The organism is Marinococcus sp. PL1-022, from assembly GCF_033845285.1.
Taxonomy (GTDB): Bacteria; Bacillota; Bacilli; order Bacillales; family Marinococcaceae; genus Marinococcus.
The window spans coordinates 2,459,106-2,485,343 of record NZ_JAWXCX010000001.1; the positions used below are offsets into that span (position 1 = coordinate 2,459,106).

Here is a 26,238-nt window from a genome sequence, read left to right on the forward strand (position 1 = left end):
AAAACCTCCTTCCAGAAGGAAGGAGGCTGCCCGTTAAAAGGTTCAACATGGCTGCTTCCCTCCGCTGGATCTCCAGATCAGGTTCAAAGGGTTCCGGATAGTTCTCCGGTCTCAGCCTCAGCAGGCACCCCCAGCAAATATAATATTTTCCCACAAAAAACCCCGCCTTCGTTAGAAAGCGGGGGAGATAGTCGTATCAGCATCTCTTCCCCACTTCCCTCCGCTGGTATAATCCAGATCAGGTTCAAAGGGATCAGCTTTACACTGTCTCAGCCAACAGGCACCCCTAGTGGTTTGATATTACTTATATCATAACGCGGTACACCTCTTCCGTCAATTCACCCCCGAGTTTTACGCCTGGAAAATCGACAGCACCACCCAGAGGGAAGGGACGCTTAAAAGAGTTGTCACCAGTGTAATACTCGAAACAAGCTGAGGGTTGGAATCAAACTGGACGGAAATCATTGCCATCGTTGCTGCACTCGGCATCGCTGTTGAAACAACCAGCACGGTCGTCAGCGTATCGCTCGTCTGCAGCAGCAGAGTAATCACATAAGCAAGAGCCGGGGCAAATATAAGCCGCAAAAACGTGCCTGCACTTACAAGCTTCCAATCCATGCGTTTTACGGATATGCGTGCAAGCTGCATGCCCAGTATAATCATAACTACCGGAATCGCTGCGCTCGCGAGCATATCAAGGGCTTCATAATAGGTCGCACCGATCGGTATTCCTGTCAGCTGGAAGAGGATGCCCGCAAGCAGTGCATAAAATACCGGCATCCGCAGCACCGTGCGGAACGCGTCGGCTGCATCCATATTGGCGCTGTTTGCTATATAGACGCCTACAGTATTCATCAGCATCGTCTGGATAACCATAAAAACGATAGAGTAGGCAAAGGCTGTATCGCCAAACGCAAAAGCGATTAAGGGAGCACCGTAATTGCCCGCATTCATAAACACAGTGGACAGCATCATGCCGGTTTCATTGGCTTTTGGCCATTGACGCAAAAAAGACACTAATTTGATCAGCCCGGTCATGACCGCCAAAAATATCACAGAAAACAGAGCCATCGACAGCATATCGCTGTTCAGCTCTCTTTCATAGAAAGTCCGGAAAACAAGTGCGGGCGTCAATACATAAAGAGCGACAGCCGACACCGGCCGAATATCCACTGCCTGTCTTTTCTGCAGCAAATAGCCAATCGTAAATATTAAAATGATTGGGATCAATACATTGATCAGCACACTCATGCGGAGCCCTTCCTTCTTTCCTTAAATTTAATGCACCTTAATACCGGCCACTTTCCGCTAGTAATCGTGTCGGAGCATCTGCTTTAAAATACGCTTCTCTTTACGCGATACAAGAATATACAAATAATCACCTGCATTGATTACCGTCTCACCAACTGGAGTGACCAGTTCATCGTCTCTTACAATCGCGCTGATCAGCGCAGAGGCTGGAAATTCAATGCTTTGAAGCGTCTGGCCGACAATCGGTGTCGCTTCATTCGTTTGAAATTCCATAATTTCTGCGTTTGCTTTTCCAAGTGACACCAGCTCCAGGGAATGAGTCGGCGCTTCCCGGAGCGGACCGGACAGGTGAAGCCACTTTGCTAATGGAGCGATAGTCGCTCCCTGGATCAGCGCAGATGTCAGCACAATAAAGAAGACGACGTTAAAAATCTGGCTGCCCGACTCCACACCGGCTACGATCGGGTATGTAGCCAAAATGATCGGCACCGCCCCGCGCAGTCCCGCCCAGGATAGAAATATATTCTGCTTCGGCTTGTAGCCAAAAAAGGAAGTCGACAAAAACGTAGCCAGCGGACGGGCCAAAAACATTAACACAGCTGATAAAATGAGCCCCATCGTGATGTTTGACCATGTCAATATATCTCTCGGGAAGGCGAGCAGCCCCAGGATGATAAACATGCTTATCTGAGACATCCATGCCATCCCTTCGTTGAACCGGTAAATCGGCTGACGGTAGATCAAATCAGAGTTTCCTATCATAAGGGCTGCTACATATACTGCCAAAAACCCGCTTGCGCTCATGCTCGAGGTCACGCTGTAGGTCAGCAATGCGAAAGCGATCGCAAACAGAGGATAAAGTCCACTTGAGTCCAGGTTGATACGGTTGATGGTCCATGAGGCTGCCCAGCCAAACAGGGCGCCCATCGCAAGACCAGCGCCCATCTGCCAGAAAAAAGCACCGGATAACAGCCAGACATTCGGCGAATCTGCCAAAATTAATTCAATAAAAAAGAGCGTTAAAAACACGGCCATCGGATCGTTGCTTCCCGACTCCGCTTCGAGGGTGGACCCCATTTTTTTATCAATGCTCCGTCCTTTCAGGGCAGCAAAGACGGCTGCCGCGTCTGTCGAACCGACTGTGGCTCCGAGAAGCATCGCTTCGAGCCAGCTCAGGTCGAGCAGCTGCTTTGCCACCACCCCCATCAGAGCAGCTGTAAACAGGACACCAAACGTGGCGAGCGTTACGGAAGGCCCCACCACCGGCCTAATGTCACGCCACCTTGTCTGAGTCCCCCCTTCAAACAGAATAATAATCAGGGCTATAATCCCGACAGTCTGGGCAAGCTGGACATTTTCAAAGTCAATAATGCCAAAACCATCATTTCCCATCAGCATACCTAGAATTATAAACAAAATAAGCGAAGGTACGCCGAGACGTGTCGAAAATTTTGTCACGACGACACCTAATATAAGCAGAAGTGCTCCTAATAATATAAATGAATCTACGTTCGCGTTTCCTTCAAACAATGCCCGTTTCCTCCTTTCCCCTGCCACAGCTGTCTATGGCTTCTTTATGTATTACTTGCATGATACATGTAATGGTTGTTTAAAAAATACTTGCATTCAGGGAGCTCTAGTCTATCTCTTCTATACCCAAAAATGCACGCATATAAAAAAGCATGCTGTTTTTGCAGCATGCTCTCTGTATTACCCAATCACATCGTAGCCGATAGAAAGGATAATTGCGAATAAAATGACCCATATAATCCAAAACATGGCGTGTTTTCTGCCTGCCCGCCGGCGGACAAACATCATTTCCATTACCCCGATAAATATCAGGGCCAGCACCCCTTTTATAATGGACAGGAGCGGGAAGCCATACAGCGCCACCATGCCCGCACCAGAAAGAACCATGATAACCACGAAAAGCCGCTCAATCATCATTGTCACTTTTTGTTTCGGAAACAGGTAGCTGATCAAAAAGAATATAATCAAAAATGCCCACGAACCTGAATGTGCCTCATACAAAATACTTTGAAGATCCATATGTTTTCCTCCTTTCATTTTTCATTGCTTTTCAGCTCCAAATGCTTCACCTGAGTGTAACTATAATCAAAATAAAGCCTGTGCTCAAGCCATAAAAGCTTTTGTTTTTGAACGTTTTATGGCGCTATCAGCTTCAGGCCCACCACAGAAGCAAGGATCACCGCAATACTTATAAGCCGGCCTGTGTTTGCCGGCTCTTTGTACCAAAGCATGCCAAACAGTGCGCTGCCTGCTGCCCCTATTCCTGTCCAGACAGCGTAGGCAGTCCCCATCGGGAGCGTCTGCATCGCAAGGGAAAGGAGAAAAAAGCTTGCTCCAAACCCGGCAGCAATTAAAAGCAGCGGCCAAATGACCCGCTTTTGGATCCATTCATTAATCATCGAAACACCAATCATCTCAAAAATACCCGCACCGATCAAATACAGCCATGTCATCACTGTCTAATGCTCCCTTCATTTGCTTTGGCACGCCCGGAGGCTGTATGAAGCCCGGCGATGCCTCCAATCAGCATGAAAATAAAGACCAGCTTGATCCATTCGAACGGCTGGCCGAAAAAGATCATATCAAGAACCGTCGTTCCGATGGTCCCAATACCGACAAAGGCCAAGTATGATGTTCCTACCGGCAGGTGTTCGCCCGCCCGGATTAAAAAGAGAAAGCTCAGTACGATAGCCACAAGCGTTCCGGCCCATTCCCATCCGGCCGAGGCGTGCTTCAAGCCCACGACCCAGAGAATTTCAAATGCTGCCGCTGCCGCGACGTTGATCCATCCCATTACAATCCCTCCTTGCCGGTGCTTTCTTAATTATTTCCCGGAAATATTCATTACAGCTTTAACCGCGAAAAAACCCGGGAAGTCTTCGCAGCGAAGATCTCCCGGGTTTTTATCCCTCCGTGTCGCAAACTATTCGTCTGCGGGTTTTCTCTTGGACCAGACCGGCAATGCCGCGGAACCCTAGAAAACATTCTGCCTCACAGTATATCAAATTTCCGGATATTGTCTACGACGAGGCATTGTCTTTAGCTGGAAACACAAATTCCACGCCATTTTCTTTACGTTTTAATTTGGCGTCAAACGGCTTTTTGCCTTTAAATCCTTTAATCACCTGAGTTTCCCCTTTTTCACACAGCTTTTTAACCTGCGCCTGGGTAATTCTTTTCTTCAATAACGTTTTCGGGACGGTGAATTTGCAGCCATTCGCATATTCACTGCAGCCGTAAAAGGACTTCCTCTCCATCAGCTGTCCCTTTTGGCATACGGGACAGAGGGCAATTGGCTCTGCACGCTGCGGCTGTTTTTTGGAGGAGGCGACCTGATCCGGCTTCGTCTGCATATTCGTTATGCCTGCCGGCGCTTCTTCCACCAGTTTTTTCGTGAAAGCCTCCGTCTGCTTTAAAAAGGCTTCCTTATTCGCTTCCCCGCTGCCGATCTGCTTCAAAAAGGCTTCCCACTTCGCGGTGAGCAGCGGCTTGGACAAAAGCGTTCCCTCCACTACTTCGCAAAGTGCCCGGCCCTTGGCGGTCACTTCCACAATGTTCTTTTGAATCCGGATATATTCCTGCTTTTGCAGCGTCTGAATAATGGTGCTGCGCGTCGCTTCAGTCCCAAGGCCTTCCGTCTCCTGCAATACTTTTTTAGACGTTTCATCATCCTCGATCCATTTGCCGCAGGACTTCATCATGTTGATCAGCTGTCCTTCGGTGTAAGGCTTGGGCGGCTGGGTTTCCTTTTCAGCCGCCTGGACGTATGCCTTAACCTGCTCTTTTTCGGCTAGTGGAGGAAGAGTGTTGTCCTCCTGGTCTTTCTTCTTCCTGGGCGCCGGAAAGAGCTCCTTCCAGCCCAGCTGCCGGTCCACCCGGCCTTTGCTTTCAAAAATAAGCCCATGGACGTCCGTTTCCACCGTCGTTTCTTCGTATACGTAGTTTCGGTGAAACATCGCGAGCACGCTGTTCATGACTTCTTTATACACCTGCTGCTGGGCCCGGTTCAGCTTTTCAAGCTGAGTCTGGCTCAGCACTTTTTTAGTCGGAATGATCGCATGGTGCTCCTGGACTTTGCTTCCGTCTACAAACCGCTTTGAGGGTGTGGTGGACGCCGGCTCGAAGGAGGTGTTCATGCACTCCTGCATCCGGGAGAGATTTCCTTTTAAGTAGTTAAATTCCCCTGACGTGATGTGGCGGGTGTCCGTTCTCGGATAGGAAACAGCTTTTAACGGTTCGTCATACAGGCTCTGCACCGTTTTCAGCACAGCCGACGGACTCATTTTATACTTCTTGTTCATCGTCGTCTGCAGACTCGAGAGCGAATGAAGGAGCGGGGGCTTTTCCTGCTTCTCCTCTTTTTTTACGCTCCTAACCGTGCCTTCGGTATCCTTTTTCAGTCCGTGCTCCTTCCAGATCCGGAGCACCTCTTCCTTTGAGCCGAAGCGCTTTTTATACTTTCCTTTATACTCTCCTGCTTCCGCCCGGAAGGTTCCTTCAAGGTCCCAGTAAGGCTCGGGCACAAACGCTTCAATTTCCTTCTGCCGATCGTAAATAAGCTTGAGTGTCGGCGTCTGGACCCTGCCGACGCTGAACACTTCATTGATGCCCTTCTGCTTTAACAGCAGCGTATACAGACGGCTCGCATTCATGCCGACAATCCAGTCGGAAAACTGGCGGGCCCGTGCCTCCTCGTAAAGAGGGAGATAGTCTGCGCCTTCCCGGAGCTGCTCGAACCCTTTATACACTTCCTCCTTTTCGAGGCTGTTGATCCAAAGGCGCCGGGTTGGTTTATGGGACGTTTTCGTATAGTCGATAACGCTGCGCGCAATGTTCTCGCCTTCCCGGTCGCAGTCGGTCGCAATAATAATGCTGTCGGCTTCCTGCAGCATCTGTTTGACAATCTTCAGCTGCTTGAATGCCCTGGGGTTAGGCTTGAAGCGGAAATGGGCGGGAAGCATCGGGAGGGTATCGAGCGACCATTTTTTCCAGGAGGACTCGTAATCGGCCGGGGCCCGGAGCTCGAGCAGATGGCCAAACCCCCAGGTAAGCACCGCCCCGTCCGGAAACAGGCTGCACGGCTTCAGCCGCATATACCCATCTTTTTTTTCCTGTATTTGAAACGCGGCTGCGTAGGCTTTTGCCTGGGACGGCTTCTCCGCTAGGATAACTGGCATAAGAAATTCCTCTCTTCGCTGATTTCTTTGAATTCAAGAACATTTGTTCTTTAATTATAATGAATCTGTCACAAAAACGAAAGATGGAGCCCGGCTTTCATATACTCAACTTCGGCCGCGCGTGATACACTAGCATTTGTGAAAACAATGGAAGGATGCTTCCACTCGAAGAAACCACCATTCGGGAGGAGAAATAGACAAATGAAGCCTTTAAAACAGCAGGGATACGAATATTACGATTTAGCCGATATCCTGCATGACAGCTACAGCGAAGCCGATCTTGCTGCTCTCACCGCCGCCTTTGACGACCTTCCGGCCGATGACTATGCCCCGGATCTGAACCGCTACCGGCAGTATGGCCGTGCCGTTATTTTTCCCGGCACCCACCGGATCGAATGGCTGCCGGAAACGGTTAAAAACGGTAAAAGCTACTACGATTATTTCCAGGGGTCGTTCAACCCGGAATACCCGGACGCGAGCCGCCGCTTTCCTGCCATTCCCGAAAACGTCAGGCACAACCGGCTGCTTGAAGCGCTGATCGCCTTTAATTTCCGCCAGACATTCTGGACACGCGAGGATGCGCTGATGCCATTTCATGCAGGAGTCCACTTTGTGAAGCTGCACGTTGAATCCGGTGAGGACGAAGCTTTTTCTTCGCCAAATACGCTGCATCAGGACGGCGAGCCGTTCACATTTGCGCACCTGATCCGCCGGCGCAATATCGAAGGCGCACGGAACGTCATTTCTGTTCCGGAGGTTCGCGGGCAGATGCCGGAGGAGGTTGACAAGGAAAAAATTACTGATTCCTTTTACATGACCCGCCCGCTTGAATCCTACGGGGTGTATGATCCACTGGTCACTCATTACGTCGGCTCCGTACGCAAAGGCCCGGAGGACGGGCCCGGAGAGCGCTCAGCCATCTTAATTGACTACCAGCCTACTGTCGTTGCCAACCCGGATGAGATCCGAAGCATGCACGGTGATACAGACAATATGGATTATGTATAAACCGAACCCCCGGCGCAGCACGCGTCGGGGGTTCACTATTTGTCTGCTTAGTTGACCGAGGTTAGGGACACAAGCTCATATTCAATTGTGGTGCGGTGGGATTCCCATTCCACCCGGTGTATAACCGCCTTGCCAAACGGCACCTTTTCGGCGAAGGTGTGAATGGGAAGCGGGTGATCAAGCGGAAACATTTGATAATTATCTTTGATCAGCCGGAAATTTTTTTCATCGAGGCGCTCGGCCTGTTTATTCGTAATAATTTCCCAGTTCATTTCTACAGAAAAACCCATATGCGTCCCTCCTGCTCCCTTGTCTCTTTAATTATAACGCTTACTTTTCTATTTCCATTATGGCAGATTTTTAAGCGATTGTACGATTAAATCCCAAAATTTATCATTATCGACTTCCACTGCGACCTGCACCGGCCCGTCAGCAGCGGAAGCATCAATGACCGTTTCTCCGTACGTATGCTTTCCCGCAGTTTCCACCTTTACCTCGGCTGATTCAAATGTAAACAGGGACGGCTCCAGGCACACTGCCACCGCGCACGGATCATGAACCGGCGGGAGCGCGAGATGAAAACGCTCCTGGTAGGCACGCTGGAAGTGATCAAGCAGTTCATACGTAAACTGGGCCGCCATTGTTGGTATCTCTTTAATCCGTTCCACCACAGCCTCGGATGATAACGCCTGATGAGTGACATCGAGGCCGCACATCGTGATTGGGATGCCGCTTGAAAAAACGATTTCTGCTGCTTCTGCATCTGCATAAATATTAAACTCTGCCGCAGGTGTCCAGTTGCCAAACGTGCCGCCTCCCATAACCGACAGGCGGCGAATACGACCAGCGGCCTTCGGATTTTTACGGCATAGCATGGCAATATTGGTGAGCGGGCCGGTCGCAATAACGGTAATCTCTTCCTCTGAATGAAGCAGCAGCTCTTCCATTACGTCCACTGCATGTCTTTCCTCCACCTTATGTGTCGGCGCCGGAAGCTCTGGTCCATCCAGACCGGACTCACCGTGGATAGAAGGAGCGTGCTCCGCCTTGCGGACCAGGGGCCTTCCTGCTCCTTCCGCCACCGGTACTCCCTTAAGGCCTGCGGTATCAGCAGCCACTAAAGCATTTCTTGTTGTTTTTCCTATATCTGCATTGCCTGAAACGGTCGTTACAGCCCGGATATCCATATCCGGATGCCCCGCTGCAAGAAATAAAGCGATGACATCGTCGTGTCCCGGGTCCATATCCATAATTACTGGTATTTTCATCTGCTGCTTCCTTTCTTTCTAAGACTGTATGTTTATTCAAACCAAAAGCACCGCCGGCCGGCGGTGCTTTCATGCTTCGGACTCCGATGTTTAAAGTCCTGCTTCGTAGTTCAATTTTTTCGCCATTTCCCGGAACTGCTGCTCGTCAAATCCCGGGGCGAATTCCTCCGGAATATGGTCGAGGTTCGGAATTTCTCCGCCCTCCGGCGTCGGCATGTCGCTGACTACCTCGAGTTCGCCCGGTGGCCCAACCGGTGTCGGTCCGTTCCAGATCCGGTCAAGCATGGTGTAATCATTATCACTGAAACGATAGAGCTTACGGTGTGCGCCCTTCGCTTCGTATTTGTGGGCATGATCATATTTACTGTTATCAAGGTCCGGCACCGGAAGCATTTTCGTTACGTCCACGCCTGTTAATTTCTCCAGCGCTTTGGCATAGGCCACTACATGCACACCGCCGCGCACAAGCAGGTATCCGCAGAGTTCACGGGCGGTTTCATTGTCTGTCATCTGGTACACCCTCATTTTATGCGTTCTGGCTCCGCACTCGAGGTAAAAATTGTGAAGCAGATCGTTGACCAGGTTGCCGCTTGTAAAGACATTGTCTCCTGTCCACGGTGCTCCCATCGAATCCTTCGGTACAGAGTTCTGCCCGGCAAAAATAAAGCTTTGCGGATTTCTTGAATCCATGGCTTCACTGAGCGGTGTGCTGTCCGGATTGGCCGGGTCCTGGCCGCTTTGGCTTGTTGAACCCTGCAGGCATAAATTTATTGTATTGGCAACCAGCTCTACGTGTCCGAGTTCCTCGGCTGTGATGCTTGCGACTAAATCATAAAATGGTCTTAGCTGTTTTTTGCTGCGGAAATTAAACGACTGGAATAAATAGTTATTAAGCGTTGACAGTTCACCGAATTTTCCACCTAAAAGCTCCTGTACGACGTTGGCTGAGTTCGCGTCTGGGTTACTGGGCGTTGGGAGGTCGATTTGCAGTTTGTCAATTCTCTTAAACACAATGATTCCTCCTATAGGTTTAAATTCGTATTCCGCAAGCAAAATACACTTACCTATTTCCGTTCTTCCTTTTAAGCAAACACTAAATGTTTGTCTATTAACAATATTCATTCTTTTTATACAATTTGTATTATTTTCGAAAAATCCTGTTTCTCCGGCTTTGAAACCATGTTTAAAAGTTCGGGGCGGCAGGAATAATGATAATTAGTTTCACTACGAAAGGAAGGTTTATCCATGGATAAAAACGAAGCAAAGAGACATGCACAAGATATCATCGACAGCAACAAGGTAGGCGTCCTTGCCACGATTGAAGGCAACAAGCCCCACTCCCGCTATATGACGTTTTACAATGACAATTTCACTCTTCTTACGCCGACAAGCAGCAAAACCCATAAGGCGGAAGAAATCGAGAAGAATTCCAATGTGCATATTCTGCTTGGATACGACGGTGAAGGCTATGGAGACGCTTTTGTTGAAATTTCCGGCAAAGCAGTAATCCGCCATGATCAGGAAACCAAGGAAAAGGTTTGGACTGACAGTGTGCAGTCCTGGCTTGGCTCCCCGGACAATCCCGACTATATTGTCCTCGAAATCCAGCCGGATTCTATCCGCCTGATGAACTCCAAAGGAGATACTCCCGAGGAAATCGACTTTTCTTCTTAAGCAAATAAAAGTCCCCGCCGGTACGCATGCCGGCGGGGATTATTTTATAAAGCCTTCCAGGCCTCGTGAATATCCTTATCTCCTGCAAGCAGCTCGACGGTCTGCCCGCGGGCGTTTTCAATATCCAGGGCGGCGATCATCGTGCGTGCCACGTCTTCTCTGGATATATCTCTTTTTTCGGGATTGGAAAGCTTTTCTGCGAGCTCTATTTTTCCTGTACCCTTCTCAAATGTCAGTTTGCCCGGACGAACAATCGTGTATGGCACTCCGCTGCTCTGCAGATGCCTGTCCGCGTTCAACTTTGCCTCCGCGTAATGTTTAAGGGCTCCCTGTGGGTTCTCGACGCCAATCCCGCTCAGCATAACGTAGTGCTGCACCTCCTGCACTCTTGCCGAATCGATGGTTTTTTTTGCTCCCTGCTGATCCACGCTCACTGTTTTTTCAGGTCCGGTGGAAGAGCCCGAGCCGGCAGCAAACATAACGGCGTCCATTCCCTTCAAAGCGGCCGCCGTGTCTTCTTCAAGATCTGCAAGAATCGTGGATGCCGCTCCCAGTTTTTTCAGTTCATCGGCCTGGGAGACTTCACGTACCATAGCATGCGGAGTATGCTCCGGATGGGCTGCAAGCTGTTCGACCAGCAGACGTCCTGTATGCCCGTTCGCTCCTATGACTAATACATCCATTTTAACGCCTCCTTTTTTCACATTTGTTCCCTGCAGTCTTCAGTTTAAACGTCCCCACCAGGCTTTTTCTCCCATTCATTTTGCGTTTTCCTCCGCCTGCTTCCGCGCTTTCTCCGGAATTTTCCCGGTCTTGAATAAATAGAAAGAACAACCGCCGAAAAAATAAGGAAAATACCAAGCCCCTGCCAGCTGCTCAGCCTGTCCCCAAAAGCGAATACGCCGATCACAATGGCCACCATCGGTTCAACGGTTGATAAAATCGCCGCTTTGCCCGACTCGATATATTTCAGCCCGATCGTAAACAGGATATACGCAGCAATGGTGGAAAGAAGAATACCTCCAAGACCGTACATCCACATCCTCGGCTCACGTATGGCTTCTTCGTTTGCCAGAAGGCCGCTGAAAGGGACCATTACCACTCCTCCGGCTAGCATAGTGTAGGCAGTGATCGTAATGGAATGATATTTCGGCGTCACAAATTTACCGAGAATACTGTACAGGCCACAGCATAAACCGGAAAGCAGGCCGATCATTAGAATCGACAGCGACATTCCGCCCGCTCCTCCGGGAAGCAGACCGGCCACCAGCGCACAGCCGGCGATCGTAAGCAAAATAGCTGCCAGCTTATTCGCTGTTATTTTTTCTTTAAATACAAATCTTGAAATAAGCGCTACAAACACGGGACTGGTATATAGAAGCACGACCGCAATGGAAAGCGAGGCTTCATTCATGACAGTGAAATAACACCAGTTAAAGAGGGCTATACTGCCGACGCCGAGCCCGATAAAGTGCGGCAGATCGTACCACCGGACCTTCAGAAGATACGGCCGGACCAGGGCTACAGCCAGAAATAAGATCAGGGCCGAACCGGCCATGCGGAGCGCTACTACCTGGTCGGGTTCAATACTGTACCGGTACATGTTCTGTACGAACAAGCCTGTGAATCCCCAAAACGAAGCGCCGGCGACGGCAAATAAATAGGCAGTGGATGGTTTCATAGCTTCTCCCCCTTTATATGGATCCTTTTCCTTCAGCTCCGCTATCATCTCAGATTTCTGCACCGGCTTTCTATAAATTTTAAATTATTCTTAAATAGTATTGACCTTCCCTGATCTTAAATGTTTGAAAAAATACAGCATCAGGTATATTATACATTGCTACCGGGTTCTATCCGGTAATTATGAAAGGATGGTTGCTATGCATACCGATTTTACAAAGCAGTATATTAACGGCTCCTGGGTGAGCGGCTCATCCAGCAAAACAATCGAAAATACTAATCCTTATAACGGCGAATCGCTGGGAACAATTGCTTCTGCAGACGCCAATGATCTTGACCGGGCATATCAGTCGGCCAATGATTATCAGAAAACGTGGGACGCCCACAGCCCCGCTGAAAAACAACAGTATCTCCACCGTCTGTACGATGTCATGCAGAACCAGAAGGAAACCATTGTGGAATGGCTGATCAAGGAATCCGGAAGCAGCAGACTGAAGGCGGAAACAGAGTTCAATACAGCATCCAACATTGTTTTTGAATCCACTTCATTCCCTAACCGGGTCCACGGATCGACCGCTCCTTCGAATACGCCCGGAAAAGAAAACTATACGTTCCGTTCGGGCAAAGGAGTTATTGGAGTTATCGGCCCATGGAACTTCCCGTTCCATCTCGCAATGAGAACAATTGCACCGGCAGTGGCAACAGGCAATACCGTCGTAGTTAAACCAGCATCCGACACACCGGTTACATCCGGGCTGCTGATTGCAGCATTGTTTGAAGAAGCCGGTTTTCCGGCAGGCGTCATTCACGTCACGGCCGGACGCGGCTCCGAAATTGGCGATGCATTCGTTACTCACGAAGTACCGGCGCTGTTATCGTTCACCGGCTCCACCGAAGTCGGCACGCACATTGCTGAGCTCGCGGCGAAAAACTTAAAAGAAACCGCTCTTGAGCTTGGCGGCAACAATGCTATGGTTGTTCTTCAGGACGCCGAGGTGAAAAAGGCTGCCAAAGCAGCAGTATTCGGTTCCTTCCTTCACCAGGGACAGATTTGTCTCGCATTGAACCGCGTGATTGTTCATGATGACATTTACGACGAATTTGTCGAAGAATTCACCCGCGTGGCGAAAACGTTAAAAGCTGGCGACCCTTCGGATGAAAATGTAATCGTCGGACCAATTATTAACGAAGAACAGGTCAAAAATATAGAAAAACTGGTCCAGGGCACGATCGATGCCGGGGCTAAACTTCAGACAGAGTTTGAAGTCAACGGCCAGGTTATACCGCCGGTGGTTCTTTCCGAAGTAACTAACGATATGCCTGCAGCAAAGGATGAAGTCTTCGGCCCTGTCGCAACATTAATCCGGGCATCGAGCGAGGACGAAGCTATCCGCATTGCCAACGATTCTCCTTACGGCCTGAGCGGATCGGTCTTCACCCAGGACCGTTACCGGGGCATGCAGGCAGCGCGCCGCATTAATTCCGGCATGGTTCACGTAAATGACCAGTCCGTAAACGATGAAGCCCACCTGCCATTTGGCGGCGAGAAGCAATCTGGTATCGGACGCTTCAACGGCGAATGGGTTTTAGATGAATTTACGACCGAGCAGTGGATCAGTGTACAGGCGCAGGACCGCCCGTACCCATTGTAATTTCTCCGGAAATTTCAAGCTGAAATTGTTCTGTTTCCTTTTATTACCTTGCGGCCTGCCCTAAAATTGATTACTCTATAAAGAGAGGGGTAAGGAGGTTTGGAAGTGGAACAAGAAAAAGACGTAAAAATATTTGATAAAGACGAACTTTTGTATTTTGATGGAAAAGAGTGCAGGATGATCGCGGAATATGAACGAACGATTTGTGTCGAATACGTTCATTACCCGTTCGCCGGCCAGGAGGAAGAATTTCCTTATCCACGCGTTATTCTTCGCAAAGGGGAAGTCGAACGCGCAGCTGTCTAAACGAAAGTTTGCTTTAAAATAACAGCAAAAAAACAGGGACTGTCCTTTTACGGGGCAGTCCCTGCTTTGTATTCCTTAATGAACACCTTTACGCTTTGTCCTTCGTTTTTTTACAGCAGCTTTGCCATCACTACGACGCCAAATGGCGGCAGCCCTTCTTTTTCTGCGGTGTATTCCCTTACCGTTTCATATCCCATTCGCTGATACATACGGACGTTTTGCGGCGTCGATGCCCGAACTTTACAATAAATCCCTTTGAACTGTTCTTCTGCTGCAGCTTTCTCCACCCAGCGAATAAGCGCTGCGGCAGCCCCGTTCCCACGTTGGGACGGACGGACCGAAAGACGGTGGAAGTACATATAATCCTCCTCGGGCCGGAACCGGATCATTGCGGCCGCTTTCCCGTCCTTCCACCAGACGGCGGCTCGTTCTCCCTGCTCCATTTCAGCCTGAATCGACTCTGTGGTTTCCTGAATAGCTCCTGACGGCGGTGAGTCATTCCGGTACTCCCAGAACGCTTCATACATAATGGCATTAATCAGGGATGCTTCTGATGGTCCTGCTTCTGTAATTTCTTTCATTCTTTTCCTCCTGGCACCTTCCGAATCCATACTTATGATCATTTATCGTACCATATTTGTTCAGGCACGAAAAAAGAACCTGCACTCGGCAGGTTCCTGCTTCTCATCATCAGCTTGCAAAAACATGCTGGCCGATGGATAAATTCGGTGTCCGCGTCCAGATCCAGTCCGAGGTTACTTCCTCCGGATTGTAATAATACATCGAACCATAGGACGGGTCATAGCCATTCCATGCCTGCTTGACCGCTTCATACGCTGTCTGATCAGGTGTCATGCTGTACTGGCCGTCAGCTACTGCGGTGAAAGCATTCTGCTGTTGAATGACGCCATTTACGTTATTGGGAAATTCAGCAGATTCAAGACGATTTAAAATCACCGCTGCCACACCTATCTGCCCTTCAAAGGATTCCCCGCGAGCTTCCCCGTAGACCGCTTTGGCCACTGATTTAACTTCACTCATGCGGCTGGTCGTCTGCGGCCCCGCCGCACCATCCACGATTAAGTTGAAATCCCTTTGAAATTGCTGTACTGCCCGGGTGGTGGCCGGGCCATAATAGCCGGTCGCATTCGTATGTAAATATCCCATCTGTATTAAATCCTGCTGAAGCGCCGTTACTTCCGGTCCCTGTGCTTCCGTTTCCAGCATAGATGCCTTAGTGGTGCCAGGTGAAGCAAAAATAAGGATTGTAGCCATGATTGCAAAAATAGTACTGAATAATAATTTCTTTTTCAAATTTTCACCTCCATCCATATTGTATCCAAAAAATTCAATTTTCTAAACAAATTTCCTTCCTTTCATGAAAAGTATATAACAAGGTACTAATTGTTGGTAATAATCAGTTCCATATTTTAACAAAAAAGACCCCCATGAAACATGGGAGTCCACACATTATTTTTAGGAGGCCTTATCCGGCTTGTCTGTATCCTTTCGTTTGTCCTTTGTTTCAATATCTGTTTCTTCCCTCAGCGCTTTAAACAGCGAGTACACCATCAGTATCATCACGATGGAAAACGGAAGCGCCGATATAATCATGACGTTCTGCAGCGCGTCTATCCCTCCGGAGTAGAGCAGTACTGCCGCTGTTGCTGAGAGCATGATCCCCCAGATAAATTTGACAATGGCAGAAGGATTTAACGCCCCGTTCGATGTCTGCATGCCGAGCACAAATGTCGCAGAATCGGCGGAGGTAATAAAGAATGATACGATTAAAAGGAGCGTGATAACAGACAGCACAGTGCTGAGCGCATAGTTATCAAATACACCGAAGATGGCCTCCTCAGCAGCCAGTGAAGAAATGTCTGCAAGACCGGTGCTCTGGACGTTTAACGTCGCACCGCCAAATAGGGAGAACCAGATAAAGCTGACAATCGAAGGAACCAGGATGACGCCAATGGTAAATTCCTTCAGGGTGCGCCCTCTCGATACCCGGGCGATAAATATACCCACAAATGGCGACCAGGAGATCCACCATGCCCAGTAGAAGATCGTCCATGCATTGATCCATTCCCTCGCGCTGTCGGATGTTGGTGCGATCCGGAAGCTCATGCTCGGAAGCGACTGCAGATAAGTTCCTATCGTGTTCGTAAATAAATTCATGGAAAATAACGTCGGGCCGACAAAAAGCATTAAGATAAATAAGATGATTGTTAAGTATATGTTCGCGTTACTCAGGAATTTGATTCCTTTGTTTAGGCCGGTATACGCTGACACTAAAAACAAAACAGTTATAACGAAGATTACAATCAGCTGTACCGTATAATTATTCGGAGTGTCAAACAAATAAGCCATACCGCCGGAAACCTGGGCTGCGCCGATACCAAGGGTGGTGGCAATACCTGAGACCGTTGCAACCAGCGCGATAATGTCCACTATTTTTCCGCCGATGCCTTTTTCGTTCATAATCGGGCTGAGCATGGCGCTCACCATGCCGGGAGCACCGCGCCGGAACGTGAAATACGCAAAACAGATAGCCGTAATGCCGTAAATCGCCCACGGATGGATGCCCCAGTGCAGAAACATGTAACGCATGGAATCGACCAGCGCCTGGTCTGTTCCGACCTCTGCTTCCGGAGCGCTTGTTGCATAGTGGGAAACCGTTTCCGCCCCACTCCAGAATACAAGCCCGACTCCCATGCCGGCACTAAACAGCATCGCAAACCATGTTGTATAGCTGTATTCCGGCCGGTCCTCCGGTCTTCCAAGTCGGATGTTTCCGTACCTGCTGAAAATAAAATAGATACATAAAAGCACAAATGCCGATACAATTAAAAGATAATACCACCCAAAACGGTTCGATACGAATGTCTGCACTGCAGAGGTGGCATTAAAAAACGATTCCGGGACTGCAACTCCGACAACCGCCATAATAAGCAGTATTACTAAGGCTCCGTAAAACACAAAGCCTACTCTTGGTTTTTGATTATCCACGGTGGGACCCCTTCCTATTTATGTATGCTGAAAACTATGGAACTTTTGCATTATGCAGAATTAAACGAAAAATAACAAATACACTAATTTCATAGAATTCACCATAATTCGCGATAATTTATGATTATATTAACAATACTCATTATATAATGATATCACCGCATATATCGCGGTTTAACTGATTTTTACACCAAATTAGTACGATTGTGTCAAATTTTCTCACATATTTTTTCTGTCTTTAAGCCTTGTACTGGCGCAAACGCGGGTCATTATCCTTTATTTTCCTTGTACAAGCTGTTTTTTTGCTTCCATAAAGGGAATATGATTTCATATATATGCGTATAAAAGTCCGATACCCCTATTCAAATAAAATTCCATCATCTTGGAGGCAGCAGTATGATTATGACAACCTTTTCCACAAAAGCCGAGCGTCTGCACCAGCTCGAAGATACCTCCCGGAAATTCGCAGAACGAACGGAGGAACATGACCAGAACGGCACCTTTCCAATCGAAAAAATCGATGCATTAAAAAGCATCGGCTATCCGGCTTTGACGGCCCCGGCTGCTTTTGGCGGTATTGATGCCGGTCTGCTTGAACTCGTGGAGGCCCAGGAGCTTATCGCCCGCTACGACGGATCCACGTCGCTTGCCATTGGATGGCATGTTGGCATCGTTAAAAATTTAAACGAAACACGGCCGTGGGAGGAAAATTTGTACAGCAGCGTCATGAAAGACGTCGTTGAAAACGGAGCCGTGCTGAACAATATCGCGACCGAAGCGGCAACCGGAAGTCCGACCCGCGGCGGCACACCGGGAACCATCGCCGAACGCCAGGACAGCGGATGGGTCCTGAATGGGCGAAAAACATTCGCTACCATGTCGCCCGTGCTTGATTACTATATCGTCACGGCCCATATTCCAAAAGAAGATGCTACAGCCTACTTTGTTGTGCCAAAGGAAGCTGCAGGAATATCTATTATCAACACGTGGGATTCGATCGCCATGCGCGCGACCGGCAGTCATGACGTGGTGCTTGAAAACGTCCGGGTGCCAAATAACCATCTGGCCCAATATATCGTTCCCGGCAATAAACCGGCAGCCGGCTGGCTTCTGCACATTCCAGCCTGTTATCTCGGAATCGCCCAGGCTGCGGCCGATGAAGCCGCCCGTTTTGCTGCTTCCTACTCTCCAAACAGCATTAACAAAACGATCTCGGAGCTTCCGAACGTGCGGGAAAAACTTGGCCGCATGGAGCTTAAACTACTGCAAAGCAGACACTTTCTGCATTCCGTTGCGCTAAAATGGGATGAATCCAGTGCCGAAGAGAGGCAGCAGATGAAGGGTGAATTAGGCGCAGCTAAGACAAGCATTGTGAATGTAGCAGTGGAAGTAGTGGACCTGGCCATGCGCGTTGCAGGAGCCAGAAGCCTCTCCGCTTCCAGCCCGCTGCAGCGGCATTACCGTGATATTCGCGCCGGGCTTCATAACCCGCCTATGGATGACATGGTCATTGATCAGCTCGCCGGCCGGCTCCTGGATTATCAACCTCCTTCCTCCTAAGAAACCGCTGCGTGCGGTTTCTTTTTTTATCTCGTTTTCTATTGCTGCTTCTCCTATTGTACGTTTGTAATATGCACCCTGATGGTATAAATAACAATGTACGCATGATTTCAAAATGAGAAAGGATGTTACACATGGATCCTAGAGATATGCAGAACGGAAGTACGCCAAGACAGCGCCAGGACAAGCAGCCGGGCATTGAATCGAAGATGGAGCCGCTTCCGGCTCACCCTACCGATTATCAGGGCACCGGGAAGCTCAAGGGAAAAGCCGCGCTTATTACCGGCGGTGACAGCGGTATCGGACGCTCTGTCGCTCTTCTTTATGCCAAAGAGGGGGCCAATGTCGCCCTGTCCTACCTTGACGAGCATGACGATGCTGAAGAAACGAAACGCATGGTGGAAGCAGAGGGAGGCAGATGTCTTCTGCTGCCGGGAGATATTAAAGAGGAAGCCCACTGTATCGACCTCGTGAAGCAGACGGCTGAGGAGTTTGGCGGATTAAACATTCTCGTTAACAACGCAGCCATCCAGCACGTCCATGAAAATGTTGAGGATATTCCGTCCGATGAATTTGAGGATGTTTTCCGCACGAACTTTTTCTCGCAGTTTTATTTAACAAAAGCAGCAATGGGCTATTTATCCGAAGGTGACTCAATCATTTCCACCTCATCGATCAACGCCTTTCGCGGCAACCCGATTCTGATGGATTACTCCGCTACAAAAGGTGCGATCACCGCCTTTATGCGAAGCATTGCCCAGAGTCTCGCTTCAAAGGGCATCCGGGTAAACAGCGTCGCGCCGGGACCTGTATGGACGCCGCTGATTCCTTCTTCATTTAATGAAGACGGCGTGGAGGATTTCGGTCAGGATACGCTGATGAACCGTCCCGGTCAGCCATCAGAGCACGCATGGCCATACGTGATGCTCGCTTCTGATGAAGCCTCCTACATGACCGGACAAACGATTCATATCAACGGAGGCGCCTACACGTCTTCCTAACGTTTAAAAAAGCTTCGAATCCCGTTTGGATTCGAAGCCTTCTTTTTACTTTAGCTTAACCTGAATCGTTTCAACCGCATTATAGCCATACCCCTTTTGGTTCCAAAAGGCCTGCATCGGCTGCTGGCGGCCGCCAGCATCACAGGCTCTGGCCATAATTGTGTATTCCCCGGCCGCAGCCTCCTTCCATTCATAGAACCATTTTGTCCATGTGTACGTCGTGTCGCTATGAGGTTCAAGCTGCGTTTCCTCCCATGTCTGTCCGCCATCTGTGCTTACTTCGACCAGCTCGATGACAGCCTCGCCCGACCACGCGATGCCCTCTATTATCTGCGTTCCTTCTTTTTTAATCTCCATGTCGGCAGGGGACTGGATAATGCTGTTCACATTCATGGTCGTCACTGGAAAGGCGTCCTTCCGGCTGTTTTTATGCGGATAATAAACATAGTCAATCGCCTGAAAGGGACCTTCAAACGTTTCTTTACTTACTGTGAGCCGCTCAATCCATTTCATGGAAGCCATTGCATACCACCCTGGTACGATTAACCGAAGCGGCGCTCCGTGTTTAAAAGAGAGAGGCCCGCCATTATATTCGTAGGCGATGATGGTATCCGGATCCATCGCTTTTTCTATCGGCAGGCTCCGGATGTAGGCATAGACGTCCTTTTTATCGGGACGCTCTCCCGCGTCTCCTGCGGCAGTGATAACTTCCACGGCTGTTTCCTTATCCCACCCGGCTCTACCGAGCAGGGTTTTCAGCGGAACACCCTTCCATTTCCCCTGGCTGATGGCTCCTTTTCCCCATGGCTCACCAAAGGCTTTGGGCTCAAATAAGCTTCTTTTGTTACCTGCACACTCAAGCACTGTCTCTACTGTGCGCGCGGGCAGTGCCTGAATATCCTCGAGCGAAATAAACCCGGGGCTGTCAACGAGACCGTCAATCGTTAACCCTGCCGCCGGCTCCTCCGGGTAGGGAAAGTGATTGCGCCGGTAAAACACCGAAGAATGCACGTGTTCGTTTCCGATAAATGGAATGGCTGTCTCCTGGTTTTCCGGATCCAGGCTTAACGTTTTTAGATACAATTCTTCCGGAGCTTTGTTTGAACGCATATTCTCTCCCTTCTTTTTCAGCCGCCAAACGAGTAGGTTGGCATGCCCGGCACATCGGTACGGATATGAAACAGCCCGCCCGCATGCGGTTCCTTGCGAAGATCCTCCTCCGACAGTTCTCCCCTTGCTGTCGTAATGTACAGGTCCTTCAAATCCTCCCCGCCAAACACACAGGAGGTCGTTCTCTGCGCCGGAACGCTCACTGTTTCCAGGCGTTCGCTCGTCTCCGGATTCCAGCGCTCCACTTTTCCGAGTCGGTGCAAAGCGATCCAAAGCATGCCTTCCTGGTCCATGCACATTCCGTCCGGGGAGCCTTCCTGAAAGGTAATCGCTGTTCGTTTGCCAGTAATTTCCCCAGTATCAGCATTCAAGTCGTACGCCATGACTTTTTTAGTCGGGGTGTCGATGTAATACATCATACTTCCATCTTCGGTCCATGCCAGACCATTTGAAATGGTGACACTGTCAAAAATCGTATCCAGACTCATATCCTTATTCAGGCGGTATAAAGCCGCCTCCCCTGTACCGCGCTCGACAGCCATCGTCCCAGCCCAAAAGCGCCCGGACGGATCACATTTACCGTCATTAAACCGATTTCCCGGCTTGTCTGCTTCCGGGTCTATAATGGCTTCCTTTTCCCCGGACACGAGATCGTAGGAATAGAAGCCATCTCTCAGTGCAAGCATCATTCCTCCCTTTTCTCTCGGTACCGCAGCACATACATGCTGATCGAGCTTACGTTCATAGTGCCGGCCTGAAGAAGGATGATATTCCATTAATTTAAATCCATCAATGTCCACCCAGTATAAAACACCGCGCCCGGCGTCCCAGCTTGGACCTTCCCCAAGCTCTGCTTTCTGATCTACCACAAGTGCTGCCTCTCTCATCCTTTTTCCTCCTCTTCGTTATTCTAATGTTCTTCTTCCCTATCCTCTCCATGTTTAATGCCGGGAAAAGCAATTTTCTTTACTTGTCATCAGTTTAAAGTTAAACTGATAGCAGTCATAAAGGAGCCAATGCGTATGAATAAAATCAGATTAGGCCTGCTGCTGTGGTTCCGGCTTTCGCGTGTATATGAACAGAACCTCAGCCGTTCAGCCGCTCATTTAAAGCAGACGGGACTCAGCCCGCCGCAGTTTGACGTTCTTGCCCAGGTGCATGCTCACCAGCCAATTACGCAAAAGGAGCTTGCCGGCAAGCTGTTTGTCACCAAGGGAAGCGTCACTTATGTTTTGAAAAAGCTTGAAGAAGAAGGACTTGTCGCGCGCAGACAGACATGGAAGGAAAAACATATATCCCTTACCCCGAAAGGACGGGACATCCTGGAAGCAGTCGCTCCCGGGCAGGAAAACTTTCAGGCCGCGCAGTTTGACGGGCTGACAGAGGCAGAAAAACGGGAGCTGCTCCGGCTGCTCCGCAAACTGCAAAAAACAACAGGACAGGAGGAATCATCATGCAGCTGAAAGGTATTCACCACGTATCTTCATTAACAGCAAACGCCCGCCGTAATGTCGATTTCTATACGAATGTTCTCGGCATGCGGCTCGTCAAAAAAACAGTCAATCAGGACGACACCTCTGTGTATCATTTATTTTACGGTGACGAACGGGGCAACCCCGGCACCGAAGTTACGTTTTTTGAAATCCCAATGGCCGCCTCCAACAAACGCGGCACCAACAGCATTACAAATGTTTCTCTCCGCGTGCCTGGAGACGACGCCCTCGAATACTGGAAACAACGATTTGAAGAGCATGCTGTACAGCACGGTGGTATTCAGAAACAGGCTGGACGGCTCGTGCTGCCGTTTGAAGACCCGGAGGGCCACCGGATGCAGTTTGTGTCTGATGAATACGACCAGGGCGTGGAACCCGGCGTCCCGTGGGAACTTTCAAACGCCTCTCCGGCAGACGGGGCCACTGGTCTCGGCCCTGTACGCCTAACCGTTAAAACGGCGGAGCCTACGGCCGCCGTACTGAAGGATATAATGGGTTTTTCCGAAATTCATTCCTATTCTCATCCCGACGATGCTGATCTGCCGGATATTCGTGTATTTGAAACAGGAAAAGGCGGGTCCGGTGCCGAAATTCATATAGAAACCCGCAATGACCTCCCGGCTGAGCGTCAGGGCCGGGGTGCTGTACACCATGTAGCCTTCCGGGTGGAGGACGCAGACGAACTGCAGCAATGGATTGCACGCATTAAAAACGCCCGGCTTCCGAACTCCGGATTCGTGGAACGCTATTATTTTCAATCGCTGTACTTTCGCGAGCCAAACGGCATTCTTTTCGAACTGGCCACTGACGGCCCGGGATTTGAAGGGGATGAACCGTTTGAACATTTGGGAGAGAGCCTTGCCCTCCCGCCTTTTCTCGAACCTCAGCGATCAGAAATCGAAGCACGTTTAAAGCCGCTTGATTAAGTAACTACGGGACGGAGGAGAGGTTTGATGAAGCATATATTTCAACCAGGCATCAGCAGCGCCCCAACGATTTTAATCCTGCACGGCACCGGGGGCACCGAAAAGGATTTCCTCGAAGCAGGGCGGCTGATCGACCCGGGGGCAAATATTTTAAGTGTCCGCGGCAATGTTGTCGAAGACGGGATGCACCGTTATTTCGCCAGGCTCTCCGACGGATCAATTGACGAAAAGGACTTGATTTTCCGGACCCAGCAGCTTCATCAATTTCTCGAGGAAAGCGCAGGCCGCTACAATTTCAGCCTTCATAAAATCATCGTGTTCGGCTACTCCAACGGAGCCACCATGGGAGCGAGCCTGCTTTTTCATTATGCACGATCAGTCACCCGGGCTTTTCTCCACCATCCGATGGTGCCAAGACGGGATGTGCCTCTTCCGTCCCTCTCCGGCAGCAGCATTTTTATCGGCGCCGGTACAAACGATCCCATCTGTCTCCCGGAGGAGGCAGAAGCCCTTTACCATCTTTTTGAAGAAGCAGGAGCTTCCGTAGAATTGTACTGGGGGCATGAAGGCCACCAGATCACTCAAGAGGAATTAGAGGCTGGAGCCGTTTGGTATCAACGCGTCATACAGGAATAAGCCAAAAAATAAAAAAATGCCTCCCGAACGGGAGGCAGTGCTGCTGTTACTGCGTTTCAAGCACCTGCTTGAAATCATCATTTTCTTTGATTTTCTCTTCCGCATAAGGGCAGCGGGGAACGATCGTTTTGTTTTCCGCTTTTGCTTTTTCCACCACATTGCGGACCAATTCTTTACCTACGCCTTTTCCTTGCTCTTCATCGATTACTTTGGTACTATCGATAACAATGCTTTGTTCGCCCTCTTCAAAAAATGAAATGTCACCAATAACCTTGCCATCCTGTTCAGCGGTGAATCTGTTATCATAATGTTTTATTTCCATGAAAGAAACTCCCTTCGTTTAAACGTTGTTACTAAATAATTCATTACCGTTTCCGGCGGATCATAAACATCGGAAACAATAAGAAGAAACCTTTACACATACCGAGGCAGCTGTTATGATGAAGTATGTGCTTAAAAATATGAATGCCACGAATATTATGAAAAGGAGTGAGAACTTTGGCTAAGCAATCTAAACTCGCAAAAGAGCGTAAGCGCGAAGAAACGGTAGCGAAATACGCTGAACTCCGCCGTGAGTTAAAAGAAAAAGGCGATTATGAGGCACTGCAGAAGCTTCCTCGTGACGCTTCTCCAACACGCCTTCACAATAGATGTTCGATTTCTGGTCGTCCACACGGCTATATGCGTAAATTCGGCATGTCCCGTATCGCGTTCCGCGATCTGGCCCATAAAGGCCAGGTACCAGGCGTGAAAAAAGCAAGCTGGTAAGCCGTTCTTACTAAAAAAAGCAGCCAAGCGGCTGCTTTTTTTGTGTATTATTCTCCATCACGTATTGCCTTTAGTCGGAATCGGATTCTCTTTTAAAATTGTGCCTACATGAAGCATATTGTACGCTAGTTTAGGAATATGCTTTTGGACAAATTCACTTTTAATGCCTTCCGCTTCAATAAACGAAGGCCCGGGTCCGGCTTCTCCGACCCAGTAGCAATTCGGACGCGGCGGAAGCGTAAAGCCTAAATGAGATAAACCGAAGACAATGGACTGAATGGCATGTTTGGCCCCGTCTTCGTTACCTGTAGCTACTACTCCGGCTACCTTGTCATAATAAATACCCTGTCCTTTTTCGTTTGTATGGCTGGCTGAACCGTTCAGCCGTTCGATTGCTTTGGTAATCATGCTGCTTTTTTCCCCAAGCCATACCGGTGTACCAAGCAGCACCAACTCTGCTTCTTCAACCTTTGCCTGGATAGCCGGCCAGTCATCCCCTTCTCCAAGATCATCTGCGACTCCGTATGGAATATTGTAATCTGCCAGACGGATTTTTTCCACCTGCACCCCTTCCTCTTCCCAGATCTGCATCACTTCATCTGCCAGTGCATCTGTGTTGGATATATGAGAAGAATCCTTTAACGATCCGTTTAAAAATACTGCTTTCATCGTTTCACCTCTTTTTATAGTAGCTGCTTCTCTATGTACCCCGAATTTTTTCTTTGTAATCTTCCTTCATGCCGTATATCGTTTGCTTGCTTCCCCCTGCGGGTAAATAAAAGGCAGACTATTTTATACATGGAGGACTACATAATGATGCCATTTGCTGAAAACGCTCTGCAAAATGAACATGCCCTTGTGACCGGAAGCACCCGGGGGATTGGAAGAGAAACGGCTGTTACACTTGCCCGTATGGGAGCAGAAGTAACGGTTACCGGCCGAAATAAAGACAGGCTCGAAGAAACCAGGCAGTTAATACTCGATGCCCAGCCGCAGGCACGTGTGTTTGTCTGTCCGGCAGATATCACGGATGCTTCGGCGCGCAGTGAGCTTGTGAAAGCAGCAGAAGGTGCACATGGGCCACTGAGCATTTTGGTGAATTCAGCAGGGGTACTGAAACGAAAATTTGTTGAGGAGCTCGAGGAGGCGGATCTTCAGGAAATGATGGACGTAAATTATACGTCTACGGTTCTTTTAACCCAGCTTGTGTACAAGCGCATGCAGGAGCAGAGGAAGGGAGCAATTGTGAACGTTTCTTCGCTCTCCGGCCTGCGCGGCACCCCGGGTAATAGTGCTTATTCTGCATCGAAGTTTGCAATTACCGGCTTCACCCAGTCCCTGGCGCTTGAAGCCATTGAGCACGGGGTCCGGGTTAATGCCGTCTGCCCCGGCTATGTACAGACAGAAATGGTCGAGCAGCTTATGCAGACAAAGGCTGAAGAAACCGGCAGAAGTCTCGAAGAACAGATGCAGACAGCCGCCGACAGTCTTCCCTCCAGGCGGATGACCCAGCCGGAGGAAGTGGCCAATACCATTGCCTATCTATTAACAGATGCTGCCTCCAATATTGTTGGTGAGTCCGTAAAAATTTCCGGTGGAAGCGTTGTACACTGAACATTTGTAGCTTTCCATACCACTGCTCCTCGTTATAAACGAAAAAAGCCTGCCCCCAAAGCTTGGGGGCAGGCT

Annotated in this window: 29 protein-coding genes and 3 riboswitches; of the genes, 11 read left to right on the top strand and 18 right to left on the bottom strand. The window is 49.4% G+C overall.

Going from position 1 to position 26,238, the window contains the following annotated elements:
* Positions 1–39: 39 nt before the first annotated feature.
* A riboswitch (TPP riboswitch) is annotated at positions 40–142 on the bottom strand.
* A 56-nt stretch (positions 143–198) separates the two neighbouring features.
* Positions 199–298: riboswitch (TPP riboswitch) on the bottom strand.
* A gap of 53 nt (positions 299–351) precedes the next feature.
* The 6 genes from SIC45_RS12680 to SIC45_RS12705 all read right to left on the bottom strand — a co-directional run bounded on the left by SIC45_RS12680 (position 352) and on the right by SIC45_RS12705 (position 6,458).
* A complete protein-coding gene (locus SIC45_RS12680) occupies positions 352–1,251 on the bottom strand; it encodes an AEC family transporter (protein WP_319632407.1) in 900 nt (299 codons plus the stop codon).
* 57 nt (positions 1,252–1,308) lie between these two features.
* Entirely contained in the window at positions 1,309–2,781 is a 1,473-nt protein-coding gene (locus tag SIC45_RS12685) for a potassium/proton antiporter (protein WP_319632408.1), read from the bottom strand.
* 180 nt (positions 2,782–2,961) lie between these two features.
* Positions 2,962–3,300: a DUF1516 family protein gene (locus SIC45_RS12690; protein ID WP_298787199.1), complete on the bottom strand. Its 339-nt coding sequence runs from the start codon at positions 3,298–3,300 to the stop codon at positions 2,962–2,964.
* Positions 3,301–3,416: 116 nt separating this feature from the next.
* On the bottom strand, positions 3,417–3,734 hold the full coding sequence (locus tag SIC45_RS12695; RefSeq protein ID WP_298787590.1) for a DMT family transporter: 318 nt from the start codon (positions 3,732–3,734) through the stop codon (positions 3,417–3,419).
* On the bottom strand, positions 3,734–4,075 hold the full coding sequence (locus SIC45_RS12700; protein ID WP_319632409.1) for a multidrug efflux SMR transporter: 342 nt from the start codon (positions 4,073–4,075) through the stop codon (positions 3,734–3,736). The genes SIC45_RS12695 and SIC45_RS12700 overlap by 1 nt, the downstream gene beginning before the upstream one ends.
* Before the next feature lie 96 nt (positions 4,076–4,171).
* Positions 4,172–4,270, bottom strand: a riboswitch (guanidine-I (ykkC/yxkD leader).
* Between the two features lie 31 nt (positions 4,271–4,301).
* On the bottom strand, positions 4,302–6,458 hold the full coding sequence (locus SIC45_RS12705; protein ID WP_319632410.1) for a DNA topoisomerase 3: 2,157 nt from the start codon (positions 6,456–6,458) through the stop codon (positions 4,302–4,304).
* A gap of 201 nt (positions 6,459–6,659) precedes the next feature.
* Between SIC45_RS12705 and SIC45_RS12710 the strand changes: the two genes are divergently transcribed.
* On the top strand, positions 6,660–7,466 hold the full coding sequence (locus SIC45_RS12710) for a 2OG-Fe dioxygenase family protein (RefSeq protein WP_319632411.1): 807 nt from the start codon (positions 6,660–6,662) through the stop codon (positions 7,464–7,466).
* A gap of 47 nt (positions 7,467–7,513) precedes the next feature.
* On the opposite strand, the gene SIC45_RS12715 is transcribed toward SIC45_RS12710, so the two are convergent.
* The 3 genes from SIC45_RS12715 to SIC45_RS12725 form a co-directional block, all read right to left on the bottom strand.
* A complete protein-coding gene (locus SIC45_RS12715) occupies positions 7,514–7,756 on the bottom strand; it encodes a DUF2584 family protein (RefSeq protein WP_022792532.1) in 243 nt (80 codons plus the stop codon).
* Between the two features lie 57 nt (positions 7,757–7,813).
* Entirely contained in the window at positions 7,814–8,734 is a 921-nt protein-coding gene (locus SIC45_RS12720) for a nucleoside hydrolase (RefSeq protein ID WP_319632412.1), read from the bottom strand.
* A gap of 90 nt (positions 8,735–8,824) precedes the next feature.
* The gene (locus SIC45_RS12725; RefSeq protein WP_366139534.1) at positions 8,825–9,745 is read right to left on the bottom strand and encodes a manganese catalase family protein; all 921 of its coding nucleotides are present in this window, start codon (positions 9,743–9,745) and stop codon (positions 8,825–8,827) included.
* 234 nt (positions 9,746–9,979) lie between these two features.
* Between SIC45_RS12725 and SIC45_RS12730 the strand changes: the two genes are divergently transcribed.
* The gene (locus SIC45_RS12730; RefSeq protein WP_319632413.1) at positions 9,980–10,408 is read left to right on the top strand and encodes a pyridoxamine 5'-phosphate oxidase family protein; all 429 of its coding nucleotides are present in this window, start codon (positions 9,980–9,982) and stop codon (positions 10,406–10,408) included.
* Positions 10,409–10,452: 44 nt separating this feature from the next.
* Here the strand turns inward: SIC45_RS12730 and SIC45_RS12735 are convergent, their stop codons facing one another.
* Both SIC45_RS12735 and SIC45_RS12740 read right to left on the bottom strand, forming a co-directional pair.
* Complete coding sequence (locus tag SIC45_RS12735; protein ID WP_319632414.1) at positions 10,453–11,091, bottom strand: SDR family oxidoreductase; 639 nt, start codon at positions 11,089–11,091, stop codon at positions 10,453–10,455.
* Between the two features lie 44 nt (positions 11,092–11,135).
* Positions 11,136–12,089: a DMT family transporter gene (locus SIC45_RS12740; RefSeq protein WP_319632415.1), complete on the bottom strand. Its 954-nt coding sequence runs from the start codon at positions 12,087–12,089 to the stop codon at positions 11,136–11,138.
* A 199-nt stretch (positions 12,090–12,288) separates the two neighbouring features.
* Between SIC45_RS12740 and SIC45_RS12745 the strand changes: the two genes are divergently transcribed.
* Together SIC45_RS12745 and SIC45_RS12750 are read left to right on the top strand one after the other, a co-directional pair.
* A complete protein-coding gene (locus SIC45_RS12745; protein ID WP_319632416.1) occupies positions 12,289–13,740 on the top strand; it encodes an aldehyde dehydrogenase family protein in 1,452 nt (483 codons plus the stop codon).
* A gap of 105 nt (positions 13,741–13,845) precedes the next feature.
* Positions 13,846–14,046, top strand: coding sequence for a hypothetical protein (locus SIC45_RS12750; RefSeq protein ID WP_298787219.1), 201 nt, complete (start codon positions 13,846–13,848; stop codon positions 14,044–14,046).
* A 110-nt stretch (positions 14,047–14,156) separates the two neighbouring features.
* Here the strand turns inward: SIC45_RS12750 and SIC45_RS12755 are convergent, their stop codons facing one another.
* The 3 genes from SIC45_RS12755 to SIC45_RS12765 all read right to left on the bottom strand — a co-directional run bounded on the left by SIC45_RS12755 (position 14,157) and on the right by SIC45_RS12765 (position 17,055).
* On the bottom strand, positions 14,157–14,627 hold the full coding sequence (locus SIC45_RS12755; RefSeq protein ID WP_319632417.1) for a GNAT family N-acetyltransferase: 471 nt from the start codon (positions 14,625–14,627) through the stop codon (positions 14,157–14,159).
* A gap of 109 nt (positions 14,628–14,736) precedes the next feature.
* The gene (locus SIC45_RS12760) at positions 14,737–15,360 is read right to left on the bottom strand and encodes a cell wall hydrolase (RefSeq protein ID WP_319632418.1); all 624 of its coding nucleotides are present in this window, start codon (positions 15,358–15,360) and stop codon (positions 14,737–14,739) included.
* Between the two features lie 162 nt (positions 15,361–15,522).
* A complete protein-coding gene (locus SIC45_RS12765) occupies positions 15,523–17,055 on the bottom strand; it encodes a BCCT family transporter (RefSeq protein WP_319632419.1) in 1,533 nt (510 codons plus the stop codon).
* Positions 17,056–17,451: 396 nt separating this feature from the next.
* On the opposite strand from SIC45_RS12765, the gene SIC45_RS12770 reads away from it, so the two are divergent.
* Together SIC45_RS12770 and SIC45_RS12775 are read left to right on the top strand one after the other, a co-directional pair.
* On the top strand, positions 17,452–18,615 hold the full coding sequence (locus SIC45_RS12770) for an acyl-CoA dehydrogenase family protein (protein ID WP_319632420.1): 1,164 nt from the start codon (positions 17,452–17,454) through the stop codon (positions 18,613–18,615).
* A 134-nt stretch (positions 18,616–18,749) separates the two neighbouring features.
* Positions 18,750–19,616, top strand: a complete 867-nt coding sequence (locus SIC45_RS12775; protein ID WP_319632421.1) for an SDR family oxidoreductase — start codon at positions 18,750–18,752, stop codon at positions 19,614–19,616.
* Between the two features lie 45 nt (positions 19,617–19,661).
* Here SIC45_RS12775 and SIC45_RS12780 read toward each other — a convergent pair whose 3' ends face one another.
* Both SIC45_RS12780 and SIC45_RS12785 read right to left on the bottom strand, forming a co-directional pair.
* Positions 19,662–20,726, bottom strand: coding sequence for a sulfite oxidase (locus tag SIC45_RS12780; RefSeq protein WP_319632422.1), 1,065 nt, complete (start codon positions 20,724–20,726; stop codon positions 19,662–19,664).
* A gap of 17 nt (positions 20,727–20,743) precedes the next feature.
* Entirely contained in the window at positions 20,744–21,613 is an 870-nt protein-coding gene (locus tag SIC45_RS12785) for an SMP-30/gluconolactonase/LRE family protein (protein WP_319632423.1), read from the bottom strand.
* Between the two features lie 135 nt (positions 21,614–21,748).
* Between SIC45_RS12785 and SIC45_RS12790 the strand changes: the two genes are divergently transcribed.
* Genes SIC45_RS12790 through SIC45_RS12800 form a run of 3 tightly spaced genes read left to right on the top strand, consistent with a single transcriptional unit; the run spans position 21,749 to position 23,781 of the window.
* Complete coding sequence (locus tag SIC45_RS12790; RefSeq protein WP_298787236.1) at positions 21,749–22,189, top strand: MarR family winged helix-turn-helix transcriptional regulator; 441 nt, start codon at positions 21,749–21,751, stop codon at positions 22,187–22,189.
* Positions 22,180–23,145 (top strand): ring-cleaving dioxygenase, encoded by a 966-nt coding sequence (locus SIC45_RS12795; protein WP_319632424.1) that lies wholly within the window; start codon positions 22,180–22,182, stop codon positions 23,143–23,145. The genes SIC45_RS12790 and SIC45_RS12795 overlap by 10 nt, the downstream gene beginning before the upstream one ends.
* A gap of 27 nt (positions 23,146–23,172) precedes the next feature.
* The gene (locus tag SIC45_RS12800) at positions 23,173–23,781 is read left to right on the top strand and encodes an alpha/beta hydrolase (RefSeq protein WP_319632425.1); all 609 of its coding nucleotides are present in this window, start codon (positions 23,173–23,175) and stop codon (positions 23,779–23,781) included.
* Positions 23,782–23,827: 46 nt separating this feature from the next.
* Here the strand turns inward: SIC45_RS12800 and SIC45_RS12805 are convergent, their stop codons facing one another.
* Entirely contained in the window at positions 23,828–24,103 is a 276-nt protein-coding gene (locus SIC45_RS12805; RefSeq protein ID WP_022792514.1) for a GNAT family N-acetyltransferase, read from the bottom strand.
* A gap of 176 nt (positions 24,104–24,279) precedes the next feature.
* On the opposite strand from SIC45_RS12805, the gene rpsN reads away from it, so the two are divergent.
* Positions 24,280–24,549, top strand: coding sequence for a 30S ribosomal protein S14 (gene rpsN / locus SIC45_RS12810; protein ID WP_022792513.1), 270 nt, complete (start codon positions 24,280–24,282; stop codon positions 24,547–24,549).
* 57 nt (positions 24,550–24,606) lie between these two features.
* Here the strand turns inward: rpsN and SIC45_RS12815 are convergent, their stop codons facing one another.
* Entirely contained in the window at positions 24,607–25,218 is a 612-nt protein-coding gene (locus SIC45_RS12815) for a flavodoxin family protein (RefSeq protein ID WP_319632426.1), read from the bottom strand.
* 144 nt (positions 25,219–25,362) lie between these two features.
* On the opposite strand from SIC45_RS12815, the gene SIC45_RS12820 reads away from it, so the two are divergent.
* The gene (locus tag SIC45_RS12820) at positions 25,363–26,163 is read left to right on the top strand and encodes an SDR family oxidoreductase (protein ID WP_319632427.1); all 801 of its coding nucleotides are present in this window, start codon (positions 25,363–25,365) and stop codon (positions 26,161–26,163) included.
* Positions 26,164–26,238: the final 75 nt, after the last annotated feature.

Coding starts and splice junctions, on each gene's coding strand:
- SIC45_RS12695 (WP_298787590.1), bottom strand. CDS start 3,734: ATGACATGGCTGTATTTGATCGGTGCGGGTATTTTTGAGATGATTGGT.
- SIC45_RS12715 (WP_022792532.1), bottom strand. CDS start 7,756: ATGGGTTTTTCTGTAGAAATGAACTGGGAAATTATTACGAATAAACAG.
- SIC45_RS12820 (WP_319632427.1), top strand. CDS start 25,363: ATGATGCCATTTGCTGAAAACGCTCTGCAAAATGAACATGCCCTTGTG.
- SIC45_RS12690 (WP_298787199.1), bottom strand. CDS start 3,300: ATGGATCTTCAAAGTATTTTGTATGAGGCACATTCAGGTTCGTGGGCA.
- SIC45_RS12815 (WP_319632426.1), bottom strand. CDS start 25,218: ATGAAAGCAGTATTTTTAAACGGATCGTTAAAGGATTCTTCTCATATA.
- SIC45_RS12780 (WP_319632422.1), bottom strand. CDS start 20,726: ATGCGTTCAAACAAAGCTCCGGAAGAATTGTATCTAAAAACGTTAAGC.
- SIC45_RS12730 (WP_319632413.1), top strand. CDS start 9,980: ATGGATAAAAACGAAGCAAAGAGACATGCACAAGATATCATCGACAGC.
- SIC45_RS12740 (WP_319632415.1), bottom strand. CDS start 12,089: ATGAAACCATCCACTGCCTATTTATTTGCCGTCGCCGGCGCTTCGTTT.
- SIC45_RS12735 (WP_319632414.1), bottom strand. CDS start 11,091: ATGGATGTATTAGTCATAGGAGCGAACGGGCATACAGGACGTCTGCTG.
- SIC45_RS12710 (WP_319632411.1), top strand. CDS start 6,660: ATGAAGCCTTTAAAACAGCAGGGATACGAATATTACGATTTAGCCGAT.
- SIC45_RS12700 (WP_319632409.1), bottom strand. CDS start 4,075: ATGGGATGGATCAACGTCGCGGCAGCGGCAGCATTTGAAATTCTCTGG.
- SIC45_RS12745 (WP_319632416.1), top strand. CDS start 12,289: ATGCATACCGATTTTACAAAGCAGTATATTAACGGCTCCTGGGTGAGC.
- SIC45_RS12755 (WP_319632417.1), bottom strand. CDS start 14,627: ATGAAAGAAATTACAGAAGCAGGACCATCAGAAGCATCCCTGATTAAT.
- SIC45_RS12705 (WP_319632410.1), bottom strand. CDS start 6,458: ATGCCAGTTATCCTAGCGGAGAAGCCGTCCCAGGCAAAAGCCTACGCA.
- SIC45_RS12805 (WP_022792514.1), bottom strand. CDS start 24,103: ATGGAAATAAAACATTATGATAACAGATTCACCGCTGAACAGGATGGC.
- SIC45_RS12680 (WP_319632407.1), bottom strand. CDS start 1,251: ATGAGTGTGCTGATCAATGTATTGATCCCAATCATTTTAATATTTACG.
- SIC45_RS12790 (WP_298787236.1), top strand. CDS start 21,749: ATGAATAAAATCAGATTAGGCCTGCTGCTGTGGTTCCGGCTTTCGCGT.
- SIC45_RS12720 (WP_319632412.1), bottom strand. CDS start 8,734: ATGAAAATACCAGTAATTATGGATATGGACCCGGGACACGACGATGTC.
- SIC45_RS12785 (WP_319632423.1), bottom strand. CDS start 21,613: ATGAGAGAGGCAGCACTTGTGGTAGATCAGAAAGCAGAGCTTGGGGAA.
- SIC45_RS12795 (WP_319632424.1), top strand. CDS start 22,180: ATGCAGCTGAAAGGTATTCACCACGTATCTTCATTAACAGCAAACGCC.
- SIC45_RS12800 (WP_319632425.1), top strand. CDS start 23,173: ATGAAGCATATATTTCAACCAGGCATCAGCAGCGCCCCAACGATTTTA.
- SIC45_RS12770 (WP_319632420.1), top strand. CDS start 17,452: ATGATTATGACAACCTTTTCCACAAAAGCCGAGCGTCTGCACCAGCTC.
- SIC45_RS12775 (WP_319632421.1), top strand. CDS start 18,750: ATGGATCCTAGAGATATGCAGAACGGAAGTACGCCAAGACAGCGCCAG.